17 protein-coding genes and 1 pseudogene are annotated in these 15300 nt (G+C 65.3%); 8 read left to right on the top strand and 10 right to left on the bottom strand.

The features are described from left to right. Nucleotides 1-39 precede the first annotated feature (39 nt). Entirely contained in the window at nucleotides 40-972 is a 933-nt protein-coding gene (locus ACMGG8_RS17600; protein WP_414159948.1) for an AraC family transcriptional regulator N-terminal domain-containing protein, read from the bottom strand. Nucleotides 973-1133: 161 nt separating this feature from the next. Here ACMGG8_RS17600 and ACMGG8_RS17605 point away from each other — a divergent pair, with 161 nt between their 5' ends. From ACMGG8_RS17605 to ACMGG8_RS17615, 3 genes are all read left to right on the top strand, one after another. Continuing rightward, a complete protein-coding gene (locus tag ACMGG8_RS17605) occupies nucleotides 1134-2183 on the top strand; it encodes an NAD(P)-dependent alcohol dehydrogenase (RefSeq protein WP_414158026.1) in 1050 nt (349 codons plus the stop codon). Between the two features lie 118 nt (nucleotides 2184-2301). Then, nucleotides 2302-3498 carry an MFS transporter gene (locus ACMGG8_RS17610; RefSeq protein WP_414159949.1) on the top strand — a complete coding sequence of 399 codons (1197 nt, stop codon included), beginning with the start codon at nucleotides 2302-2304 and terminating at the stop codon, nucleotides 3496-3498. A 276-nt stretch (nucleotides 3499-3774) separates the two neighbouring features. Continuing rightward, nucleotides 3775-4158, top strand: a complete 384-nt coding sequence (locus tag ACMGG8_RS17615; RefSeq protein WP_108545763.1) for a c-type cytochrome — start codon at nucleotides 3775-3777, stop codon at nucleotides 4156-4158. Between the two features lie 85 nt (nucleotides 4159-4243). On the opposite strand, the gene ACMGG8_RS17620 is transcribed toward ACMGG8_RS17615, so the two are convergent. Continuing rightward, complete coding sequence (locus ACMGG8_RS17620; protein WP_016967305.1) at nucleotides 4244-4453, bottom strand: hypothetical protein; 210 nt, start codon at nucleotides 4451-4453, stop codon at nucleotides 4244-4246. Between the two features lie 198 nt (nucleotides 4454-4651). Next, nucleotides 4652-5587 (bottom strand): hypothetical protein, encoded by a 936-nt coding sequence (locus ACMGG8_RS17625; RefSeq protein ID WP_060843814.1) that lies wholly within the window; start codon nucleotides 5585-5587, stop codon nucleotides 4652-4654. Nucleotides 5588-5784: 197 nt separating this feature from the next. Here ACMGG8_RS17625 and ACMGG8_RS17630 point away from each other — a divergent pair, with 197 nt between their 5' ends. The 4 genes from ACMGG8_RS17630 to ACMGG8_RS17645 all read left to right on the top strand — a co-directional run bounded on the left by ACMGG8_RS17630 (nucleotide 5785) and on the right by ACMGG8_RS17645 (nucleotide 7820). Then, on the top strand, nucleotides 5785-6384 hold the full coding sequence (locus ACMGG8_RS17630; RefSeq protein ID WP_129405626.1) for a GNAT family N-acetyltransferase: 600 nt from the start codon (nucleotides 5785-5787) through the stop codon (nucleotides 6382-6384). A gap of 195 nt (nucleotides 6385-6579) precedes the next feature. Then, nucleotides 6580-6972: an MliC family protein gene (locus tag ACMGG8_RS17635; RefSeq protein ID WP_016967307.1), complete on the top strand. Its 393-nt coding sequence runs from the start codon at nucleotides 6580-6582 to the stop codon at nucleotides 6970-6972. 224 nt (nucleotides 6973-7196) lie between these two features. After that, nucleotides 7197-7355, top strand: coding sequence for a hypothetical protein (locus ACMGG8_RS17640; protein ID WP_016967308.1), 159 nt, complete (start codon nucleotides 7197-7199; stop codon nucleotides 7353-7355). Nucleotides 7356-7499: 144 nt separating this feature from the next. After that, nucleotides 7500-7820: a YbjQ family protein gene (locus ACMGG8_RS17645; protein ID WP_016967309.1), complete on the top strand. Its 321-nt coding sequence runs from the start codon at nucleotides 7500-7502 to the stop codon at nucleotides 7818-7820. A gap of 107 nt (nucleotides 7821-7927) precedes the next feature. On the opposite strand, the gene ACMGG8_RS17650 is transcribed toward ACMGG8_RS17645, so the two are convergent. The 6 genes and pseudogenes from ACMGG8_RS17650 to ACMGG8_RS17675 all read right to left on the bottom strand — a co-directional run bounded on the left by ACMGG8_RS17650 (nucleotide 7928) and on the right by ACMGG8_RS17675 (nucleotide 13508). Continuing rightward, nucleotides 7928-9010, bottom strand: coding sequence for an ATP-binding cassette domain-containing protein (locus ACMGG8_RS17650; protein ID WP_414159950.1), 1083 nt, complete (start codon nucleotides 9008-9010; stop codon nucleotides 7928-7930). 42 nt (nucleotides 9011-9052) lie between these two features. Next, nucleotides 9053-9463, bottom strand: a pseudogene (locus ACMGG8_RS17655) (ATP-binding cassette domain-containing protein); the annotation flags it as partial. Nucleotides 9464-9735: 272 nt separating this feature from the next. Next, nucleotides 9736-10818 carry a molybdenum ABC transporter ATP-binding protein gene (modC, locus tag ACMGG8_RS17660; protein ID WP_414158027.1) on the bottom strand — a complete coding sequence of 361 codons (1083 nt, stop codon included), beginning with the start codon at nucleotides 10816-10818 and terminating at the stop codon, nucleotides 9736-9738. 3 nt (nucleotides 10819-10821) lie between these two features. Further along, a complete protein-coding gene (gene modB / locus ACMGG8_RS17665) occupies nucleotides 10822-11502 on the bottom strand; it encodes a molybdate ABC transporter permease subunit (protein ID WP_060839615.1) in 681 nt (226 codons plus the stop codon). Continuing rightward, nucleotides 11503-12270, bottom strand: coding sequence for a molybdate ABC transporter substrate-binding protein (modA, locus tag ACMGG8_RS17670; RefSeq protein WP_060839614.1), 768 nt, complete (start codon nucleotides 12268-12270; stop codon nucleotides 11503-11505). Nucleotides 12271-12443: 173 nt separating this feature from the next. Beyond that, nucleotides 12444-13508, bottom strand: a complete 1065-nt coding sequence (locus tag ACMGG8_RS17675; RefSeq protein WP_129405623.1) for an NAD(P)H-dependent flavin oxidoreductase — start codon at nucleotides 13506-13508, stop codon at nucleotides 12444-12446. 203 nt (nucleotides 13509-13711) lie between these two features. Here ACMGG8_RS17675 and ACMGG8_RS17680 point away from each other — a divergent pair, with 203 nt between their 5' ends. Next, nucleotides 13712-14200, top strand: a complete 489-nt coding sequence (locus tag ACMGG8_RS17680) for a GyrI-like domain-containing protein (protein ID WP_060839612.1) — start codon at nucleotides 13712-13714, stop codon at nucleotides 14198-14200. On the opposite strand, the gene ada is transcribed toward ACMGG8_RS17680, so the two are convergent. Then, the gene (gene ada / locus ACMGG8_RS17685) at nucleotides 14164-15237 is read right to left on the bottom strand and encodes a bifunctional DNA-binding transcriptional regulator/O6-methylguanine-DNA methyltransferase Ada (protein ID WP_414158028.1); all 1074 of its coding nucleotides are present in this window, start codon (nucleotides 15235-15237) and stop codon (nucleotides 14164-14166) included. The genes ACMGG8_RS17680 and ada overlap by 37 nt on opposite strands. Nucleotides 15238-15300 lie beyond the last annotated feature (63 nt).

Genomic DNA, 15300 nt, shown 5'->3' on the forward strand with positions numbered 1-15300 from the left:
ACGCAGCGAGGCGCATCAGCGGTAAAACCGGCGCTCGGCTCAATGTGCCGCGTTGTCGAGCGCTTGTGCGGCAACGGGCTGTCCACGCAGCAGCCCGATGTCACGACTGGGTGCGGCGCCGAACAGGCGGCCATATTCGCGGCTGAACTGCGAGGGACTTTCATAGCCGACGGCGAACGCCGCCCTCGAAACGTCCAGGCGCTCCATCAACATTAGTCGACGGGCCTCGTTCAGCCGCAGCCACTTCTGGTAGCGCAGCGGACTCATGCCGGTGAGCTGACGGAAATGATGGTGAAAGGTCGGGGCGCTCATCTGGACCCGCGCCGCCAGTTCATCGATGCGCAGCGCTGCGGTGTAGTTGACCTTGAGCCAGTCGATGGCTTTGGCAATGCGGTAGCCCTGGCCATCGACGGCGGTGATCTGCCGCAGCCGTGATCCCTGGTCGGTATTGAGCAGCCGATAGTGGATCTCCCGCAGAATCAGCGGCGCCAGCACCGGGATCGCCTCGGGTTCATCGAGCAAGGCCAGCAGGCGACCGAGGGCACCCTCCAGGGGCGGCGACATCTGGCCAATGCCCGCACCAGCCGCCGCAGCCGGCTGGCGGTTTGCCGGCAAACCGCCCTGGGTGATGATCTCGGCAAGCAGGCTGACATCCAGCTTCAGCACCAGCCCGACGCAGGGTTGCCGGGGGCTGGCAAGCAGTACTTCGGAGTTGGCCGGCAGGTCCAGTGAGGTGACCAGAAACCGCGAAGGGTCGTAGCTGTAGCCCGCACCACCGACCCACAAACGTTTTTCCCCACGCCCCACCAGCACCAGGCTCGGCTCGATCATGCACACGGCAGGGGGCGCCGGCTGGTCGCGACGAAACAGCGACAGGCTGGGGATGGCGGTGGCGACGTCTCCGGGGGCGTTCACGCGCGGGTCGATGTGCAGCGCCAGAGGCGATTCGTGGCGCGGGGCGGTGTGGATCATGTCGGCGGGCTCCTGTTGAGCGAACTCTAATCCGCTCATCAGAGGTTTCCTATCCAGCTGCCTGCATCCTCATAGGATTAGGCAAGCATTCAAGCGGAATGCACTAGGGCAGGGGCGGATCGACCGGGAAAAATGTGCCGAACTGTCAAAGGAGAGCCTCCATGCAAGTCTTCGCTTATGGCGCCCATGCGGGCGACAAACCGCTTGAACCGCTGCGCATCACCCGTCGCGATCCCGGCCCGGACGATGTGCTGATCGAGATTGCCTATTGCGGCATCTGCCACTCCGACCTGCACCAGGTGCGCGGCGAATGGGCCGGGACCCGCTTTCCTTGCGTGCCCGGCCACGAGATCGTCGGCCGGGTCGCCGCGGTAGGTCAGAAGGTCACCGGCTTCGCCCCGGGTGACCGGGTGGGAGTGGGCTGCATTGTCGACAGCTGCAAGCATTGCCAGGAGTGCGCCGAGGGCCTGGAGAACTACTGCGACGGGATGATTGGCACCTACAACTTTGCCACGCCCGATGCGCCGGGCTGGACACTCGGTGGCTACTCCCAGGCGATCGTCGTGCAACAGCGCTACGTGCTCCGCATTCGCCACCCCGAGGCGCAGTTGGCGGCCGTCGCGCCGCTGCTGTGTGCCGGCATCACCACCTGGTCGCCGCTGCGTCACTGGAAGGCCGGGCCCGGGAAGAAAGTCGGCGTGGTGGGCATCGGCGGCCTGGGTCACATGGGCATCAAGCTGGCCCACGCGCTGGGCGCGCAGGTGGTGGCTTTCACCACGTCGGAGTCCAAGCGCGAGGCGACCAGACGCCTCGGTGCCGATGAAGTGGTGATCTCAAGCGATGCCGGGCAAATGGCCGCGCACCTGCAAAGCTTCGACCTGATCATCAACACCGTTGCCGCGCCCCACGACCTGGATGCCCTGCTGGTGCTGCTCAAGCGCGATGGCGTGATGACCCTGGTGGGAGCGCCGGCCTCGCCGCACCCGGCGCCCAACGTGTTCAACCTGATCATGAAGCGCCGCACCCTGGCCGGATCGATGATCGGCGGCATTGCGCAAACCCAGGAGATGCTCGACTTCTGCGCCGAGCACGGCATCGTTTCGGACATCGAGCTGATCGCCGCGCAGCACATCAATCAGGCCTACGAGCGGATGCTCCGGGGCGACGTCAAATACCGTTTCGTGATCGACAACGCGACGCTGGCGAAGTGAAAGACCCCGCCGTTGGGGCGCAATCGACCGCGGCTGCGAGCGCCAGCCGCAGCGAGCACCCATGCAGCGTTTTCCCGCAGGCAACACCCACCCGCTTTTATCCGCACAGGTAGAGTCAATGACCTTTGGTTGCACAGAAAAAACCGGCTGGAGCGCCGTGCTGGCCATGTCCCTGGCCGCATTCGTCCTGGTCGCTTCGGAGTTCATGCCCGTCAGCCTGCTGACCCCCATCGCGGCAGACTTGCACATCACCGAAGGCCAGGCCGGGCAGGGCATTTCCGTGTCCGGGGCCTTTGCATTGGTCACCAGCCTGGTGATTGCGGCAATTGCCGCCCGGGTCGAGCGCAAGAAGCTGCTGCTGTGCCTGACCCTGCTGATGATGGTGTCGGGCACCCTGGTCGCGCTCGCACCGGGCTACTCCTGGTTCATGTTCGGGCGTGCCTTGCTGGGTATCGCCATTGGCGGTTTCTGGTCACTGTCGGCGGCCACTGCAATGCGCCTGGTGCGGCCTAATCAGGTTTCCCGGGCGCTGGCCATGGTCAATGGGGGCAATGCGCTGGCCACGGTGATCGCCGCTCCGGCGGGCAGCTTCCTGGGCTCGCTGATAGGCTGGCGCGGCGCATTCTTCTGTGTGGTGCCTGTCGCGACGCTTGCCGCTGTGTGGCTGCTGATCAGCCTTCCGTCCTTCAAGGTCGAGCGCCGGGCCGCGAGCGGCAATGCCTTGCGACTGATGAAGCAGACGCCGGTCGCCCTGGGAATGGCCGCCGTCAGCGTGTTCTTCATGGGGCAGTTCATGCTGTTCACCTACCTGCGTCCATTTCTCGAGGTCGTCACCGGCGTCAGCGTTGCCACCCTGTCTTTCATGCTGCTGGGGCTGGGAGTGGCCGGTTTCATCGGCACCTGCGTGATCGAGCGCTTCATGGGCAATGCTCTTTACCGCACGCTGACGCTCATACCTCTGGGCATGGCGGTCATCGCGCTGGCCCTGGTGAACTTCGGCAGCTCGCCGCTGCTGACCGCAGCGCTGCTCGGGGCATGGGGGCTGGTCGCCACGGCCGCTCCCGTTGGCTGGTGGACCTGGCTGGCGCAAACCCTGCCCGATGATGCCGAAGCCGGAGGCGGCTTGCTGGTGGCCATCGTACAACTGGCGATCGCCGGCGGGGCGATCATCGGTGGGCTGGCCTTTGATCTGCGCGGCTATCAAGCCACGTTCGCGCTCAGCGCGGTGGTGCTGGTCGCCGCTGCGGTGCTCGCTTGGCTTGCAGGTCGCAGCGCTGCGCAAGTGGGTATGGCGGAGGCGCACGCCAGGGCCTGACGAGAGCAGGAGCGGCTCAGGGCGTGGGGGCATGAACCCGTGCCGGCTGACAATGGCCTGTGGGCGAGCTTTGCGTGGCAAGCCTGGAACCGGGGGCGTTCACGCATTTCCCTGGTAGATCGTTGCAAGCTTGGGTGTGCCGAAAGAGAATGGCCGGCTTTCAATCGGCGGCAGCAGGGGTTGCCCGGTGAAATCAATGCGTTGATTTCATGGGTGTGCTGCGCCGCCGTGTTCGCCCTCGCTACCGCCCAGGGTTTTCAACAAGGCCATATGGACATGAACATAAAAATACTGTGTATCGCGGCACTCGGGTTCTGGTCGCTTGCTCAAACCCCGCTGTCCGTGGCGGAGAACGCCAATGGAAAGACCCTCTATCTGCAGCGATGCGCCGTGTGTCACGGAGCGGACATCAAGGGCACGGGGCCCTTGGCGCATAAAAGCAAGCCGCCGACACCGGACCTGACCACTGCCGCGTTCAAGAAACGCCTCAAGGACTATCCGGGCGTGATCGTCTCTTCGGTCATTCTTCGTCCCAATGGCGACTTGATCCCAAGAATCTTGCGAGAGAACGGCGTAAAGATCGCGCCGCACCCTTGGAGCGTTAAGGATTTTCGCGACTTGAATCAGTACATGAGTGAGGTCATCGCCAAAAGTCGATGATGTCGCAGGGGCGGCTACAGCGCAGCCACTTGAGGTGAACAGCCCCTGGCCGGCGGTTGATCGGGACGGTGGCCCGCGTTATGCCTCAATGCAGCGTGACAATCCTGCGGCTCTCTCCAATCCGGATCCGATCCAGTGCCCGGTTCAATCCGTCCAGGGCATTGATCAGGGCCTGGGCTTCCGCTTCCCGGCCATCTCCCCACAGGCGCTCGGCCATCTTGTTGAGGGCCTGTATGGAGCGTTCGATATCGGCAGCAGTCACGGTGTTGCTCTCTGCCGGCTGTTTCTTGGTCATTGGATCGGTCTTCCACGGCGCTTGAGAATCAGCGCGAAGGCTACCACGCTCTTGGTGGCGCAAGAGCACGAGCCCACGGGCTGATGGCTCAACCGAGGGCCCAGGAGCCGGTCGATCGGCTGTGCGGGTCCGGCTCCTGGGCGGCTGTTCACTCGGATCAGGGCTCGCAATTTTGTCGGTTGCCGTTGCAGGGCGGTTTCAGCGTTGTCCCGGATCCGGCTGCACCAGATGCCGCCAGGGAAATACGTGCCGGGCAAAATGCGTTACGTAGCCGCCGCCAGTGGCTTGGATCACCATGAACTGCAATGCAGGGCGCAGCTGTTGCAGGCGCTCGAGCTGTTCCAGGCTCAGGCAGGTGTTGCGCAGGCGCAGCGCCCTCAAAGGGTCGCAGGCAGCACTGGCCAATAGTTGTTCATAGTCGGCGAAGGAGGTGACGGACTGCTCTTCGCGCTGATCCGCCCAGTTGTTCTGCAGCGCGCTGGATTCGGTGAAGTCCAGGTTGCTCAGCCGCGGCAGATTGTCCGAGCCGGCCAGGTTGGCAATGAAGTGCTGGGTGTCCCAATGGCCGCCAATGCGCAGGTGGGCAAGGTGCGGCAGCTGGACCTGGAAAAAGCTCGAGTCGGGGGCATTGGGCAGGGTCAATTCGCTCAGGTGCGGCGCCTTGGCGACAAAGCGGGCGATCTCTCCTGCTTCCTCCATCAGCGTGCCGGCTTTCTGGATCAGCGAGGCATTGTGGTCCTGGGGCTCGCTGGGGCGAACCGACAGCGACCTGAGAATGGGAAAGTTCACGTCGCTGTCCAACAAGGGCGTGAACTCCCATTCGCGGGTGCCGTTTGCCCCTTGGTCCGGGCCAGAAAAGGCCAGGGAACTGAGGGTGTCGGCCACTGCCTGGTCGGCGAGGCATTCCAGGGTCCAGGCAAAGGGCTCCTCCCACAGGTCGCCATGAAACTCCAGATGCAGGCCACCACGTATCGGGGCCAGGGCCAGGTAGTTGTAATCGCTGACCCACAGCGGCCCCGTCAGGTCCTCGGGGTTGTCGTCGCGCTCGCTGGCCTGGTCCCGGGTGAAGTCATGGATGCGTTGCTGCAGGGCCAGCAGGCGCTGGTAGCCGGGCGAAGACAGAGGTGAGGACATGCTTGCAATCCGTTGCTGGGTGGGGGGAGCCGCTGGCGCGGGGCGCCCATGATAAGTCCTGGGGCCTGCCTGAGTCTTGGTCAGGCACCGGGCGTTATACATCTTTTCAACAAATGGACCATGTCGCCGGTTGTGCAGGGAGCGCTAGGATCGCCTTTTCATGCACGGGCCTTGTGGCCCTTTCGGAGCGTTATCCCATGCAACAAGGCCCCTTGCCTCATTCATCCACTGGACTGTGGGCCAGGGAGATCACCCTGTTGGATGTCGAGCGGTTGCAGGCGTTCTTCGTTGAGAATCCGGACTACTTCCACAGGGTTCACGGCTGTGCGCCGCAGCCGGATGAAGCCCGCGATGAAATCGATGACCGCTTGCCAGAGGGCTGGTCCTTCACTCGCAAGTGGAAGATCGGTTACTTCGACGGCACAGGTGCCCTGGTGGCCATGGTCAGTATCGTCAGCGATCTGCTGGCGCCCGGGGTCTGGCACATTGGTCTGTTCATGCTGGCCGGCTCGCTGCAGGGCCAGGGCATTGCCCGGCAGTTGCATCGCGAGCTGGAAGACTGGGCCGCGGGTCTGGGGGCGCGCTGGCTGCGCCTGAGCGTGGTGGTCGAGAACGTCCGGGCCGAGGGCTTCTGGAGAGCCTGCGGCTACGTTGAGGCTCGTACCCGTGACGGGATCGAGCTAGGTCGGCTGCGGCACCGGGTGCGCATCATGATCAAGCCGCTGGCCTCGGATGCTCTCGAAGACTACCTGACCCTGATGCCCCGCGATCGGGTCGAGTCCCCGCTGGCAGTCTGAGAAAAAACGGTTGGCAGTAGCGCCGTGCGCCGGGTGGGGCGGGGCGTGCAAATCCACCGCCGTGTGCGCCCGTCCAGCACCTGAGCAAGGGCGGTGCTGGCACGCCCGGCAGCCCAGGGTGAGGCCTTTCGGGCATGAACTAAAATCGCGGTCGGCAGTCCCATGGGGCATCTTTGACCGTCCGGGGGAAATACCGTGAAAACTCGTCTCGCAATGCTCTGCGCCGCGGCTTTGGCTTCGGCCCTGCCGATTCTGACCGAGGCTGCCCAGGCTCAGTCACCCACCCCTGAACCGACCTATCAGAGCCAGGTGGCGCGCTATCGGTGCGAGGGCAATGTCCGCATCGATGCGGCCTACCTGAACATCGACAATGGCACCTCGTTCGCCACGCTCTACTACAAGGACCAATTGATTCCCATGCACATTGCCCGTTCGGCTTCCGGTGCGCTGTATGTGGCGGACGACGAACAGAACAGCTTTCGCTGGCACACCAAAGGCAAGATGGCCATGTTGTCGTTCCTGGAGGCAGATCACACCGCCAAGGAGCAGCAACTGCTCAACGACTGCCAGGAGATCGACCCTCAGTGAGCCCTGGCCGGCGTGGCTTGCGGGCAAAAAAAAGCCCGCGGGAGAGGGCGGGCGAACGTAGTTGCTTGAATGAGCGAAGGGACTATACACAGACGCGGTCGGCCCTTGGGTGAAGGAATTTTCATCTTGACCGGCGGTGCTCCGGTCGACGACACCGGGTGGTGGCCGGATCTGTTCTAACCTGAACAGGCGAGTCAAAAATCCCTTCAGGAAGAGAGGTGGGCATGACAACACCAGAGCAACGCCCTTACGAGCATGAACGCAGCGATGAAGCGGAGCAGCACCCGGTCGAACACCGGGAGCCGCCACCGCAGACCTGGAAACACCCGGACGACGGCAAGAGCCTCTCCGAGCTGGATGAAGAGCGTCCCTTGAAACCCTGAGCCCAAGCCCCGCCAAAGAGCGGGGCTTTTTGTGCCGGGTGCTCAACCGCACATGACCGGCGCCGAGTCTCCGGGCTCTGCTACCATCGCCGGCTTTGCCGTTCCAAGATCTCGGGACGGGCTGTTCGCTCAAGGGAGAAGTGCATGATTGTCACCACCACCGCCCATATCGAAGGCCGGGAAATTGCCGGTTATCTGGATATCGTCAGCGCCGAATCGGTTCAGGGCATCAACGTGGTCCGCGACCTGTTCGCCGGGATGCGCGACTTCTTCGGTGGCCGTTCCCAGACTCTGGAACGGGCCCTGAGAGAGGCGCGGATCCAGGCCACCAGTGAAATCAAGGAGCGCGCCCGCGGGCTCAATGCCGACGCGGTGGTCGGTCTGGATTTCGAGATCAGCATGCCTTCGGGGCGTGGCGGCATGGTGGTGGTGTTTGCCACCGGGACCGCCGTCAAGCTCAAGTGACCCCCCGCACGGTGCCGAGGGCAATTCGGCGCCGCCCCCGGCGGCTGCGCTAAGCGTCTGCAGGCCGGCATCCGGGCCAGGGCGCCGCGCTTGCGGGCAGTGCTGCTTCATGGCCGGCATTCGCGCAGCTGCCAGCCGCGGGCAGACCATTGCCACTCATGGGTCGGTGCCAGGGCCTGGAGAAAGGCCTCATCGTGGGAGGCCACCAGCAACGCGCCGGGAAAGTCCCGCAGCGCTTGCTCGAAGGCCTGTACCGACTCCAGGTCCAGGTGGTTGGTGGGCTCGTCGAGCAGTAACAGCTGCGCCGGATTACCGGCCCACAACGCCAGCGCCAGGGCGGCTTTAAGGCGTTCGCCGCCGCTGAGCAAGGCACAGGGTTGCTGGACCCGACGGGCATCGAGTTGCAGGCGCGCCAGCCGAGTGCGCAGGGTGCTTTCCTCCAGGACCGTGGCGCCGCTTTGCAACTGCTCCAGCAGCGAGCGCTCGGCGGCCAATTGCAGCAGGTGCTGATCCAGATAGGCACTGGCCACCGTTACCCGGCATTGACCACTGAGCGGCCGCAGATGCCCGGCCAGCATCTTCAGCAGGGTGGATTTGCCACACCCGTTGGGACCGACCAGGGCAATGCGCGCCGGGCCGCTGAGGTTGCCGGTGAGATAGGTCGCCGGCGACTCGCTGTCCAGCCAGGGCAGTTGCGCCCGCTGCAGATTGAACAGCGCCTGGCCGGCCGCCAGGCGGGTCTCGGGCAGGGTGAGCAGGGTCGGTTGCTCCGGGGTGACCCGGGCGTAGGCATCGCGAACCTGTTGGTCGAGGGCGCTTTTGTGTTGCTGATGCTGGTGCCGCACCTGGCCCATGATGTTCCGGGCGCCGCCGAGCATGCTGGCCCGTTCCATGCTGGAGACATTGGCGGTCTTGGCGTGCATGCGCGACGCCGCGGCGTGGCGCTGGATGGTGTCGTGCTCGCGCTGCAGGCGCTTGAGTTCGCGGCTGCGTTGGCTGCGGGCCTGTTCCAGTGTCGCCTGGGTGGCACCTTCAAGGGCCTGGCGCTGGGCCTGGAACAGCGCGTAATTGCCGCCATAGACCCGGGCCCCCAGGGGGCCAAGCTCGACGATGCGCTGCACCTGCATCAGCAACTGGCGGTCATGGCTGACCAGGATCAGCCCGCCGCGCCAGTGCCGCAACTGCTCCATCAGCCAGCGCCGGCCGGCCCGGTCCAGATGGTTGCTCGGCTCATCAAGCAGGAGCAGTGGCGCGTCGCCGAGCAGGGCGCCGATCAGCGCCACCCGGGCCAGCTGTCCGCCGCTCAGGGTGGCCGCCGGGTCCTCGGGCTGCAGCCACGCCAGGCCGGCCTGATCCAGGGCCTGACGCAGCCGCTCGGCCAGGTCCCAGCGGCCATCGACCTGCTGCCAATCCTCCGCGGCCGCGGTGCCGGCCGCCAGGCGTTGCAGGGCGTGCAGGGCTTCGGCCAGCCCGGCGACCTGGGCCACCGTCTGCTGCGGCGCCGGTCGCGGATCCTGGGGCACGTAGGTCAGGCGGGCAGGGCGCTGGATGCTGCCCGCAGAGGGTTGCAGTTCCCCGGCGATCAGGCGCAGCAGCAGGGATTTGCCCGCGCCATTGCGCCCGACTATGGCTGTGGGCAGGCCATCGAACGTCAGGTTCAGGGCATCGAACAGGGTGTCGCCATTGGCGAATTGATAAGACAGCCGGTTCAGTGAAACCAGCGCAGGCAGCCGTTTGACGTGAGTCATCAGCACCTCCGGAAAATGTGGCAACAGACCAACGAGCGCGGTTGAGGGGCTCGTCGCGGATACATTTTGGAAGGCTTAGTTGTTCACGTCGGCAATCGTCCTGGGACGGCAAGGAAGGCGCGAAGCCTAACGCCGGACCCGGGGCCCTGGCAAGGGCGGAGATGGATTCAGGCCAGTACCGCCACCGCCTTGATCTGGGCCCAGAGCTGCTGGCCGGGATGCAGCTCGAGCTGGTCCCGGGAGTAACGAGTGATACGCGCCAGCAGCGGGGTGCCCGCCGCGTCCAGGCGCACCAGGACGTGGGCGACGTTGTCCGCCGGGATCTCTTCGCACACGGTCACCGGCAGGCGGTTGAGGATGCTGCTGTGTTCGCTGGCCTGCAGGCTCAGGCTGACGTCGCGGGCCTGGACCTTGAAGCGCAGGGCCTTGCCCTGGGCCAGCGCACCGTGGGCCACGCGTACCTGCAGTGGGCTGTCGGGCAGTTGCAGGGTCAGCAATTGATAGTTCGGGTCGTAGTGGCTGACCCGGCCCTCGACCACCACGCCGGCATCGTCACCCAGGGCCAGGGGCAAATCCAGGCGCGCCAGGGTCTGGCCGATGGGGCCGCTGGCCAGGGCGCGGCCATCGCTGAGCAGCACGATGTGGTCCGCCAGGCGTGCCACTTCGTCCTGGGAATGACTGACATAGAGCACCGGGATATCCAGCTCGTCGTGCAGGCGCTCCAGGTAGGGCAGGATTTCGCCCTTGCGTCTGGAGTCCAGGGCCGCCAGGGGCTCGTCCATCAGCAGCAGGCGTGGACTGGTGAGCAAGGCCCGGGCGATGCCGATGCGCTGGCGCTCGCCGCCCGAGAGGTGCTGCGGATGGCGCTGCAGCAAGTGGCCGATGCCCAGCAGTTCGGTGGCTTGGGCCATGTCCACCCGGCGCTGCGCCTTGGGGATGCGGCGCAGGCCGAACTCCAGGTTGGCCTGGACCGACAGGTGGGCAAACAGACTGGCCTCCTGAAACACATAACCCAGGGACCGCTTGTGCGGTGGCACGAACAGCCGTTGCCGGCTGTCCTGCCAGACCTCGTCGTTGATCAGGATGCGACCGCGCCCGGCCTTTTCCAGGCCGGCGATGCAGCGCAGGCAGGTGGTCTTGCCGGATCCGGAGTGGCCATAGAGCGCGGTGACCCCGCGGCCCGGCAGTTGCAGATCCAGGTCCAGGTCGAATGCCTGGTAATCCAGGTGCAGCTTGATGTGGAGGCTCATGGCTCAGCTCCAGCCGGCTTTGGTCTTGCGGCTGGAATACAGCGCCAGCAGCACCAGAAACGAGAACACCAGCATGGCGCCGGCCAGCCAGTGGGCTTGGGCATACTCCATGGCTTCGACGTGGTCGTAGATCTGCACCGAGACCACCCGGGTCTTGTCGGGAATGTTGCCGCCGATCATCAGCACCACGCCGAACTCGCCGACGGTGTGGGCAAAGCCGAGGATCGAGGCGGTGATGAAGCCCGGCCGCGCCAGGGGCAGGATCACCGTGAAAAAACTGTCCCAGGGGCCGGCGCGCAAGGTGGCGGCGACCTCCAGCGGGCGACTGCCAATGGCGGAAAAGGCGTTCTGCAGCGGTTGCACGACGAAAGGCATGGAATAGATCACCGAGCCCAGCACCAGGCCGCTGAAGCTGAAGGTCAGGGTGCCCAATCCCAGGGACTGGGTGAGCTGGCCCAGGAAACCCTGGGGCCCCAGGGCCAGCAGCAGGTAGAAACCTATCACCGTGGGTGGCAGCACCAGGGGCAGGGCCACCACGGCACCGACTGGCCCGCGCAGCCAGGAACGGGTGCGCGACAGCCACAGCGCAATCGGAGTGCCGACGACCAGCAGGATCAGCGTGGTCAGGGACGCCAGTTTCAGGGTCAGCCAGATGGCGGAAAAATCGGCACTCGAGAGGCTCATTTACAGTTGATAACCGTAGGACTGGATGATGGCAGCGGCTTTCGGGCCCTTGAGGTAGTCGACCAGCGCCCGGGCGGCCGGATTGTCCTTGCCCTTGTTGAGGATCACCGCATCCTGCTTGATCGGGTCATGCATCTGGGCGGGCACTATCCAGGCCGAACCGCTGCTGACTTTGCCGTCCTTGTAGATTTGGGACAAGGCGACAAAGCCCAATTCGGCGTTGCCGGTAGAGACGAACTGATAGGCCTGGGTGATGTTCTGGCCTTCGACGAGCTTGCCCTTGACCTTGTCGCTCAGGCCCAGCTTGGCCAGGACCTGGGTAGCGGCCAGGCCGTATGGCGCGGCCTTGGGATTGGCGATGGACAGGTGCTGGTACTGGTTGTCCTTGAGTACCTGGCCCTTGCCGTCGACATAGCCTTCCTTGGCCGACCACAGGGCCAGGGTGCCGATGGCATAGGTGAAGCGCGAGCCCTTGACGGTATCGCCTTCGCTTTCGAGCTTCTGCGGGGTGCTGTCGTCGGCGGAGAGAAAGACTTCGAAGGGCGCGCCATTCTTGATCTGGGTATAGAACTGCCCGGTGGCCCCGTAGGCGGCCACCAGCTTGTGGCCGGTGTCCTTCTCGAAGTCGGCGGCAATCGCCTGGATGGGCGCGGTGAAGTTGGCGGCCACCGCCACCTGGACTTCAGCGGCCTGGGCCGAATTCAAAGCGAAGACGGCGAGCAGGGCCGCAAGGCCGGTCGGGGCAAAGCCTGAGGCGCGAAAGTTCATCAAACAGCTCCATTGGGGGGAAGGAAGTCGGGGCGCAAGCGGTGATTGCAGGGCCTGTGCAGCCAGGCGAGGTCAAGCGCTGTATAGCGAAATATATAGCGTATCGCTCGCAAGCGGAACCGTGAGCCTGCCCCCAATGCACAGGGCCGCGATCGCCGTCGCGGCCCTGTTCCTCAGCGTCTGTTCAACTGGGCCAGCGTCCGTTCGGCCAGGCGCAGGGTCAACTCGTAGGCCGGCAGCTCGATGCCCAGGCGCAGGGCCTGGCCGGACCACAGATTGGCAAAGTCCGCATCGTCCTTGGCCTTGAGCGGCATCAAGGCGCCGCCAGCGCGGGGAAAGGCCGGAGCCAGCGGGCTGATGGGGCCGATCTCACGCATCACCCGGTTGACGATGCCGCGGGCCGGGCGGCCGGTGAACAGGTTGGTCAGGGCGGTCTGACTGTCCTTGGCGGTGCGCAGGGCCCGGTGATGGGCGGCGCTGATCCTGGCTTCCGGGGTGAACAGGTAGGCGGTGCCCAGTTGCACCGCCGAGGCGCCCAGGGCCAGGGCGGCGACGATACCGCGAGCGTCGCCGATACCGCCGGCGGCAATCACCGGCACCTGCACCGCATCGACGATCTGCGGCACCAGGGCCATGGTGCCGACCTGGGTGTTGAGGTCATCGCTGAGGAAGATCGCCCGATGGCCGCCGGCTTCGTAGCCCATGGCGATGATCGCGTCGCAGCCGCGGGCTTCCAGCCACAGCGCCTCGTCCACGGTGCTGGCCGAAGACAGCACCTTGGCCCCCGTGGCCTTGACCCGCGCCAGGAGCGCCGGTGCCGGCAGGCCGAAGTGAAAACTCACCACTTCGGGGCGCAGCTCTTCCACCAGTTGGCAACTGGTTTCATCGAAGGGCGCACGGTTGCTGACCGGCGTCGGGGCGTCGAAATCCGCCCCCAGCTCCTGATAGTAGGGTTTCAGGGCGTCTTTCCAGCGTGCCTCCTGCTCGAGGTCGACGGCGGGCATCGAATGACAGAAGAAGTTCAGGTTCAGCGGATGACGGCAGGCGGCCCGGATGGTCTGCACCTCCAGGCGAATCTGTTCCGGCCCGAGCATGGCGCAGGGCAGCGAGCCCAGGGCGCCGGCGCGACTGGCGCCGATCACCATGGCGGCGTCGGTGGCCCCCGCCATGGGGGCTTGGATGATGGGCAGTTCGATGCCCAGCAGGTCGAGGAGGCGGCGATCGGTCCAGTGGCTCATGTGAAAGGGTTCTCCGTCGGCAGGATTGGGCGGGGCGCCCCGAGGTTTTTATCAGGCCAGGGCGCTGTGCGGCCAGCTGACTTTTCAACCCGGGCCCAAATAGACGCGTCGACCACCGATACAGCGACCGTGTCGGCGGCGTCTATCCGACGCTAGACTGCGGCGGATATTTTTCCTCGCCGCCCCATAAAGGAACGCCGACCATGGATGTAAAACTGCGCGAAGTACTGCCCTTTCGTGTTGCAGGCCTGCAAGTACGAACCTGCAACGCCGCGGAGCAACAGGCAGACAGCGCCCGGATCGGGCCGATGTGGCAACGTTTTTATGTCGAAGACCTGTTCAACAAGATCGCCTCGCGGCAACCGGACTCGTTCGTCTATGGCGTCTATTCCAACTACGAGTCCGATGCCTTGGGGGCGTTCGACGTGATGGCCGGGGTGGCAGTGAGCGACGCCGGCGCCGATTACCCCAGTGTGCAGATCCAGGGCGGTGACTACCTGGTGTTCAGCGCCCAGGGCGCAATGCCCGATTGCGTGATCCAGGCCTGGGGCCTGATCTGGGCCTACTTCCAGGACAACCCCCAGGTCCGTCGCGCCTTCGCCACGGATTTCGAGGTCTATACCAGCCCCGACTCGGTGGCCATCTACATCGGTATTCAGGATTCGGGCAGCGCCTCGCGTTCCAGCAACTGACGCTTGCGCTCCACGCCCCAGCGGTAGCCCGAAAGGCTGCCGTCGCTGCGCACCACCCGGTGGCAGGGGATCGCCACCGCCAGGCAGTTGGCGGCACAGGCCTGGGCCACCGCACGCATGGACTTGGGCGCGCCAATGCGCTGGGCGATCTCGGCGTAGCTGGCGGTGCTGCCGGCGGGAATGCTCTGCAGGGCCTGCCACACCCGTTCCTGGAACGCGGTGCCGCGCAGGTCCAGGGGCAGATCCAGGCCAATGGCCGGCGCTTCGATAAAGCCTACCACCCGGGCCACCAGACGCTCGAAATCAGCGTCGGCGCCCAACAGGTTGGCCCGAGGAAACTTGTCCTGCAGTTGCTCCACCAACTGGTTGGGATCGTCCCCCAGGAGGATCGCGCAGACCCCGCGTTCGCTGCGGGCCACCAGGATCGCTCCGAGGGAGCACTGGCCCACGGCAAAGCGGATATCGGTGTTGGGGCCGCCGGCGCGGTAGTCGCTGGGCTTCATGCCCAGCAACTGGTCGGCGGCCGCATAGAAGCGGCTGTTGGAGTTGAAGCCGGCGTCGTACAAGGCGTCGGTCACCGAGTGGCCGTTCTCCAGGTGGTGGCGGACTTTGCGTGAGCGCTGCGCGTTGGCATAGCCCCGGGGCGTGAGTCCGGTGGCGGCCTTGAACACCCGGTGGAAGTGGTAGCTGCTCATGCCCGCGTGCTGCGCTAGTTGCTCCAGGCTGGGGGCCGATTCGGCGCGCTCGATCTGCCGACAGGCTTCGGCCACCATCGCCGCGTGGTGGGCGGCGACCTGGGTCTGGTCGCTGGCCTGGCGTTTGCTCGGCCGATAGCCTGCGGCTTCGGCCTGTTGGGCGTTATCGAAGAACTCGACGTTTTCCGCTTTCGGCAGTCGCGACAGGCTGCTGGGGCGGCAGTACACGCCGGTGGTGCGCACGGCGTAGACGAAGCTCGCATCGGCGCTGGCGTCGCGCTTGAGCACGGCCTGCCAGCGTGGGTCCTGTTCGATGCGCTGTTTGCGCGATGGGGCATTCATGATCGGTCCTCGGCCGGGAATGGCGGCCAGATTAATCCCTTGGGGCCTGCCCGGCACTCCGCG

It is taken from the genome of Pseudomonas sp. BNK-45 (assembly GCF_047456255.1).
Classification (GTDB): domain Bacteria; phylum Pseudomonadota; class Gammaproteobacteria; order Pseudomonadales; family Pseudomonadaceae; genus Aquipseudomonas.

What these genes read in the sequence shown, in the direction of transcription:
- ada (WP_414158028.1), bottom strand. Translation starts at nt 15,237, where the DNA reads ATGAATGCCCCATCGCGCAAACAGCGCATCGAACAGGACCCACGCTGG.
- ACMGG8_RS17640 (WP_016967308.1), top strand. Translation starts at nt 7,197, where the DNA reads ATGACAACACCAGAGCAACGCCCTTACGAGCATGAACGCAGCGATGAA.
- ACMGG8_RS17645 (WP_016967309.1), top strand. Translation starts at nt 7,500, where the DNA reads ATGATTGTCACCACCACCGCCCATATCGAAGGCCGGGAAATTGCCGGT.
- modA (WP_060839614.1), bottom strand. Translation starts at nt 12,270, where the DNA reads ATGAACTTTCGCGCCTCAGGCTTTGCCCCGACCGGCCTTGCGGCCCTG.
- ACMGG8_RS17630 (WP_129405626.1), top strand. Translation starts at nt 5,785, where the DNA reads ATGCAACAAGGCCCCTTGCCTCATTCATCCACTGGACTGTGGGCCAGG.
- ACMGG8_RS17680 (WP_060839612.1), top strand. Translation starts at nt 13,712, where the DNA reads ATGGATGTAAAACTGCGCGAAGTACTGCCCTTTCGTGTTGCAGGCCTG.
- ACMGG8_RS17610 (WP_414159949.1), top strand. Translation starts at nt 2,302, where the DNA reads ATGACCTTTGGTTGCACAGAAAAAACCGGCTGGAGCGCCGTGCTGGCC.
- modC (WP_414158027.1), bottom strand. Translation starts at nt 10,818, where the DNA reads ATGAGCCTCCACATCAAGCTGCACCTGGATTACCAGGCATTCGACCTG.
- ACMGG8_RS17615 (WP_108545763.1), top strand. Translation starts at nt 3,775, where the DNA reads ATGAACATAAAAATACTGTGTATCGCGGCACTCGGGTTCTGGTCGCTT.
- modB (WP_060839615.1), bottom strand. Translation starts at nt 11,502, where the DNA reads ATGAGCCTCTCGAGTGCCGATTTTTCCGCCATCTGGCTGACCCTGAAA.
- ACMGG8_RS17650 (WP_414159950.1), bottom strand. Translation starts at nt 9,010, where the DNA reads ATGGAGCAGTTGCGGCACTGGCGCGGCGGGCTGATCCTGGTCAGCCAT.
- ACMGG8_RS17620 (WP_016967305.1), bottom strand. Translation starts at nt 4,453, where the DNA reads ATGACCAAGAAACAGCCGGCAGAGAGCAACACCGTGACTGCTGCCGAT.
- ACMGG8_RS17625 (WP_060843814.1), bottom strand. Translation starts at nt 5,587, where the DNA reads ATGTCCTCACCTCTGTCTTCGCCCGGCTACCAGCGCCTGCTGGCCCTG.
- ACMGG8_RS17605 (WP_414158026.1), top strand. Translation starts at nt 1,134, where the DNA reads ATGCAAGTCTTCGCTTATGGCGCCCATGCGGGCGACAAACCGCTTGAA.
- ACMGG8_RS17675 (WP_129405623.1), bottom strand. Translation starts at nt 13,508, where the DNA reads ATGAGCCACTGGACCGATCGCCGCCTCCTCGACCTGCTGGGCATCGAA.
- ACMGG8_RS17600 (WP_414159948.1), bottom strand. Translation starts at nt 972, where the DNA reads ATGATCCACACCGCCCCGCGCCACGAATCGCCTCTGGCGCTGCACATC.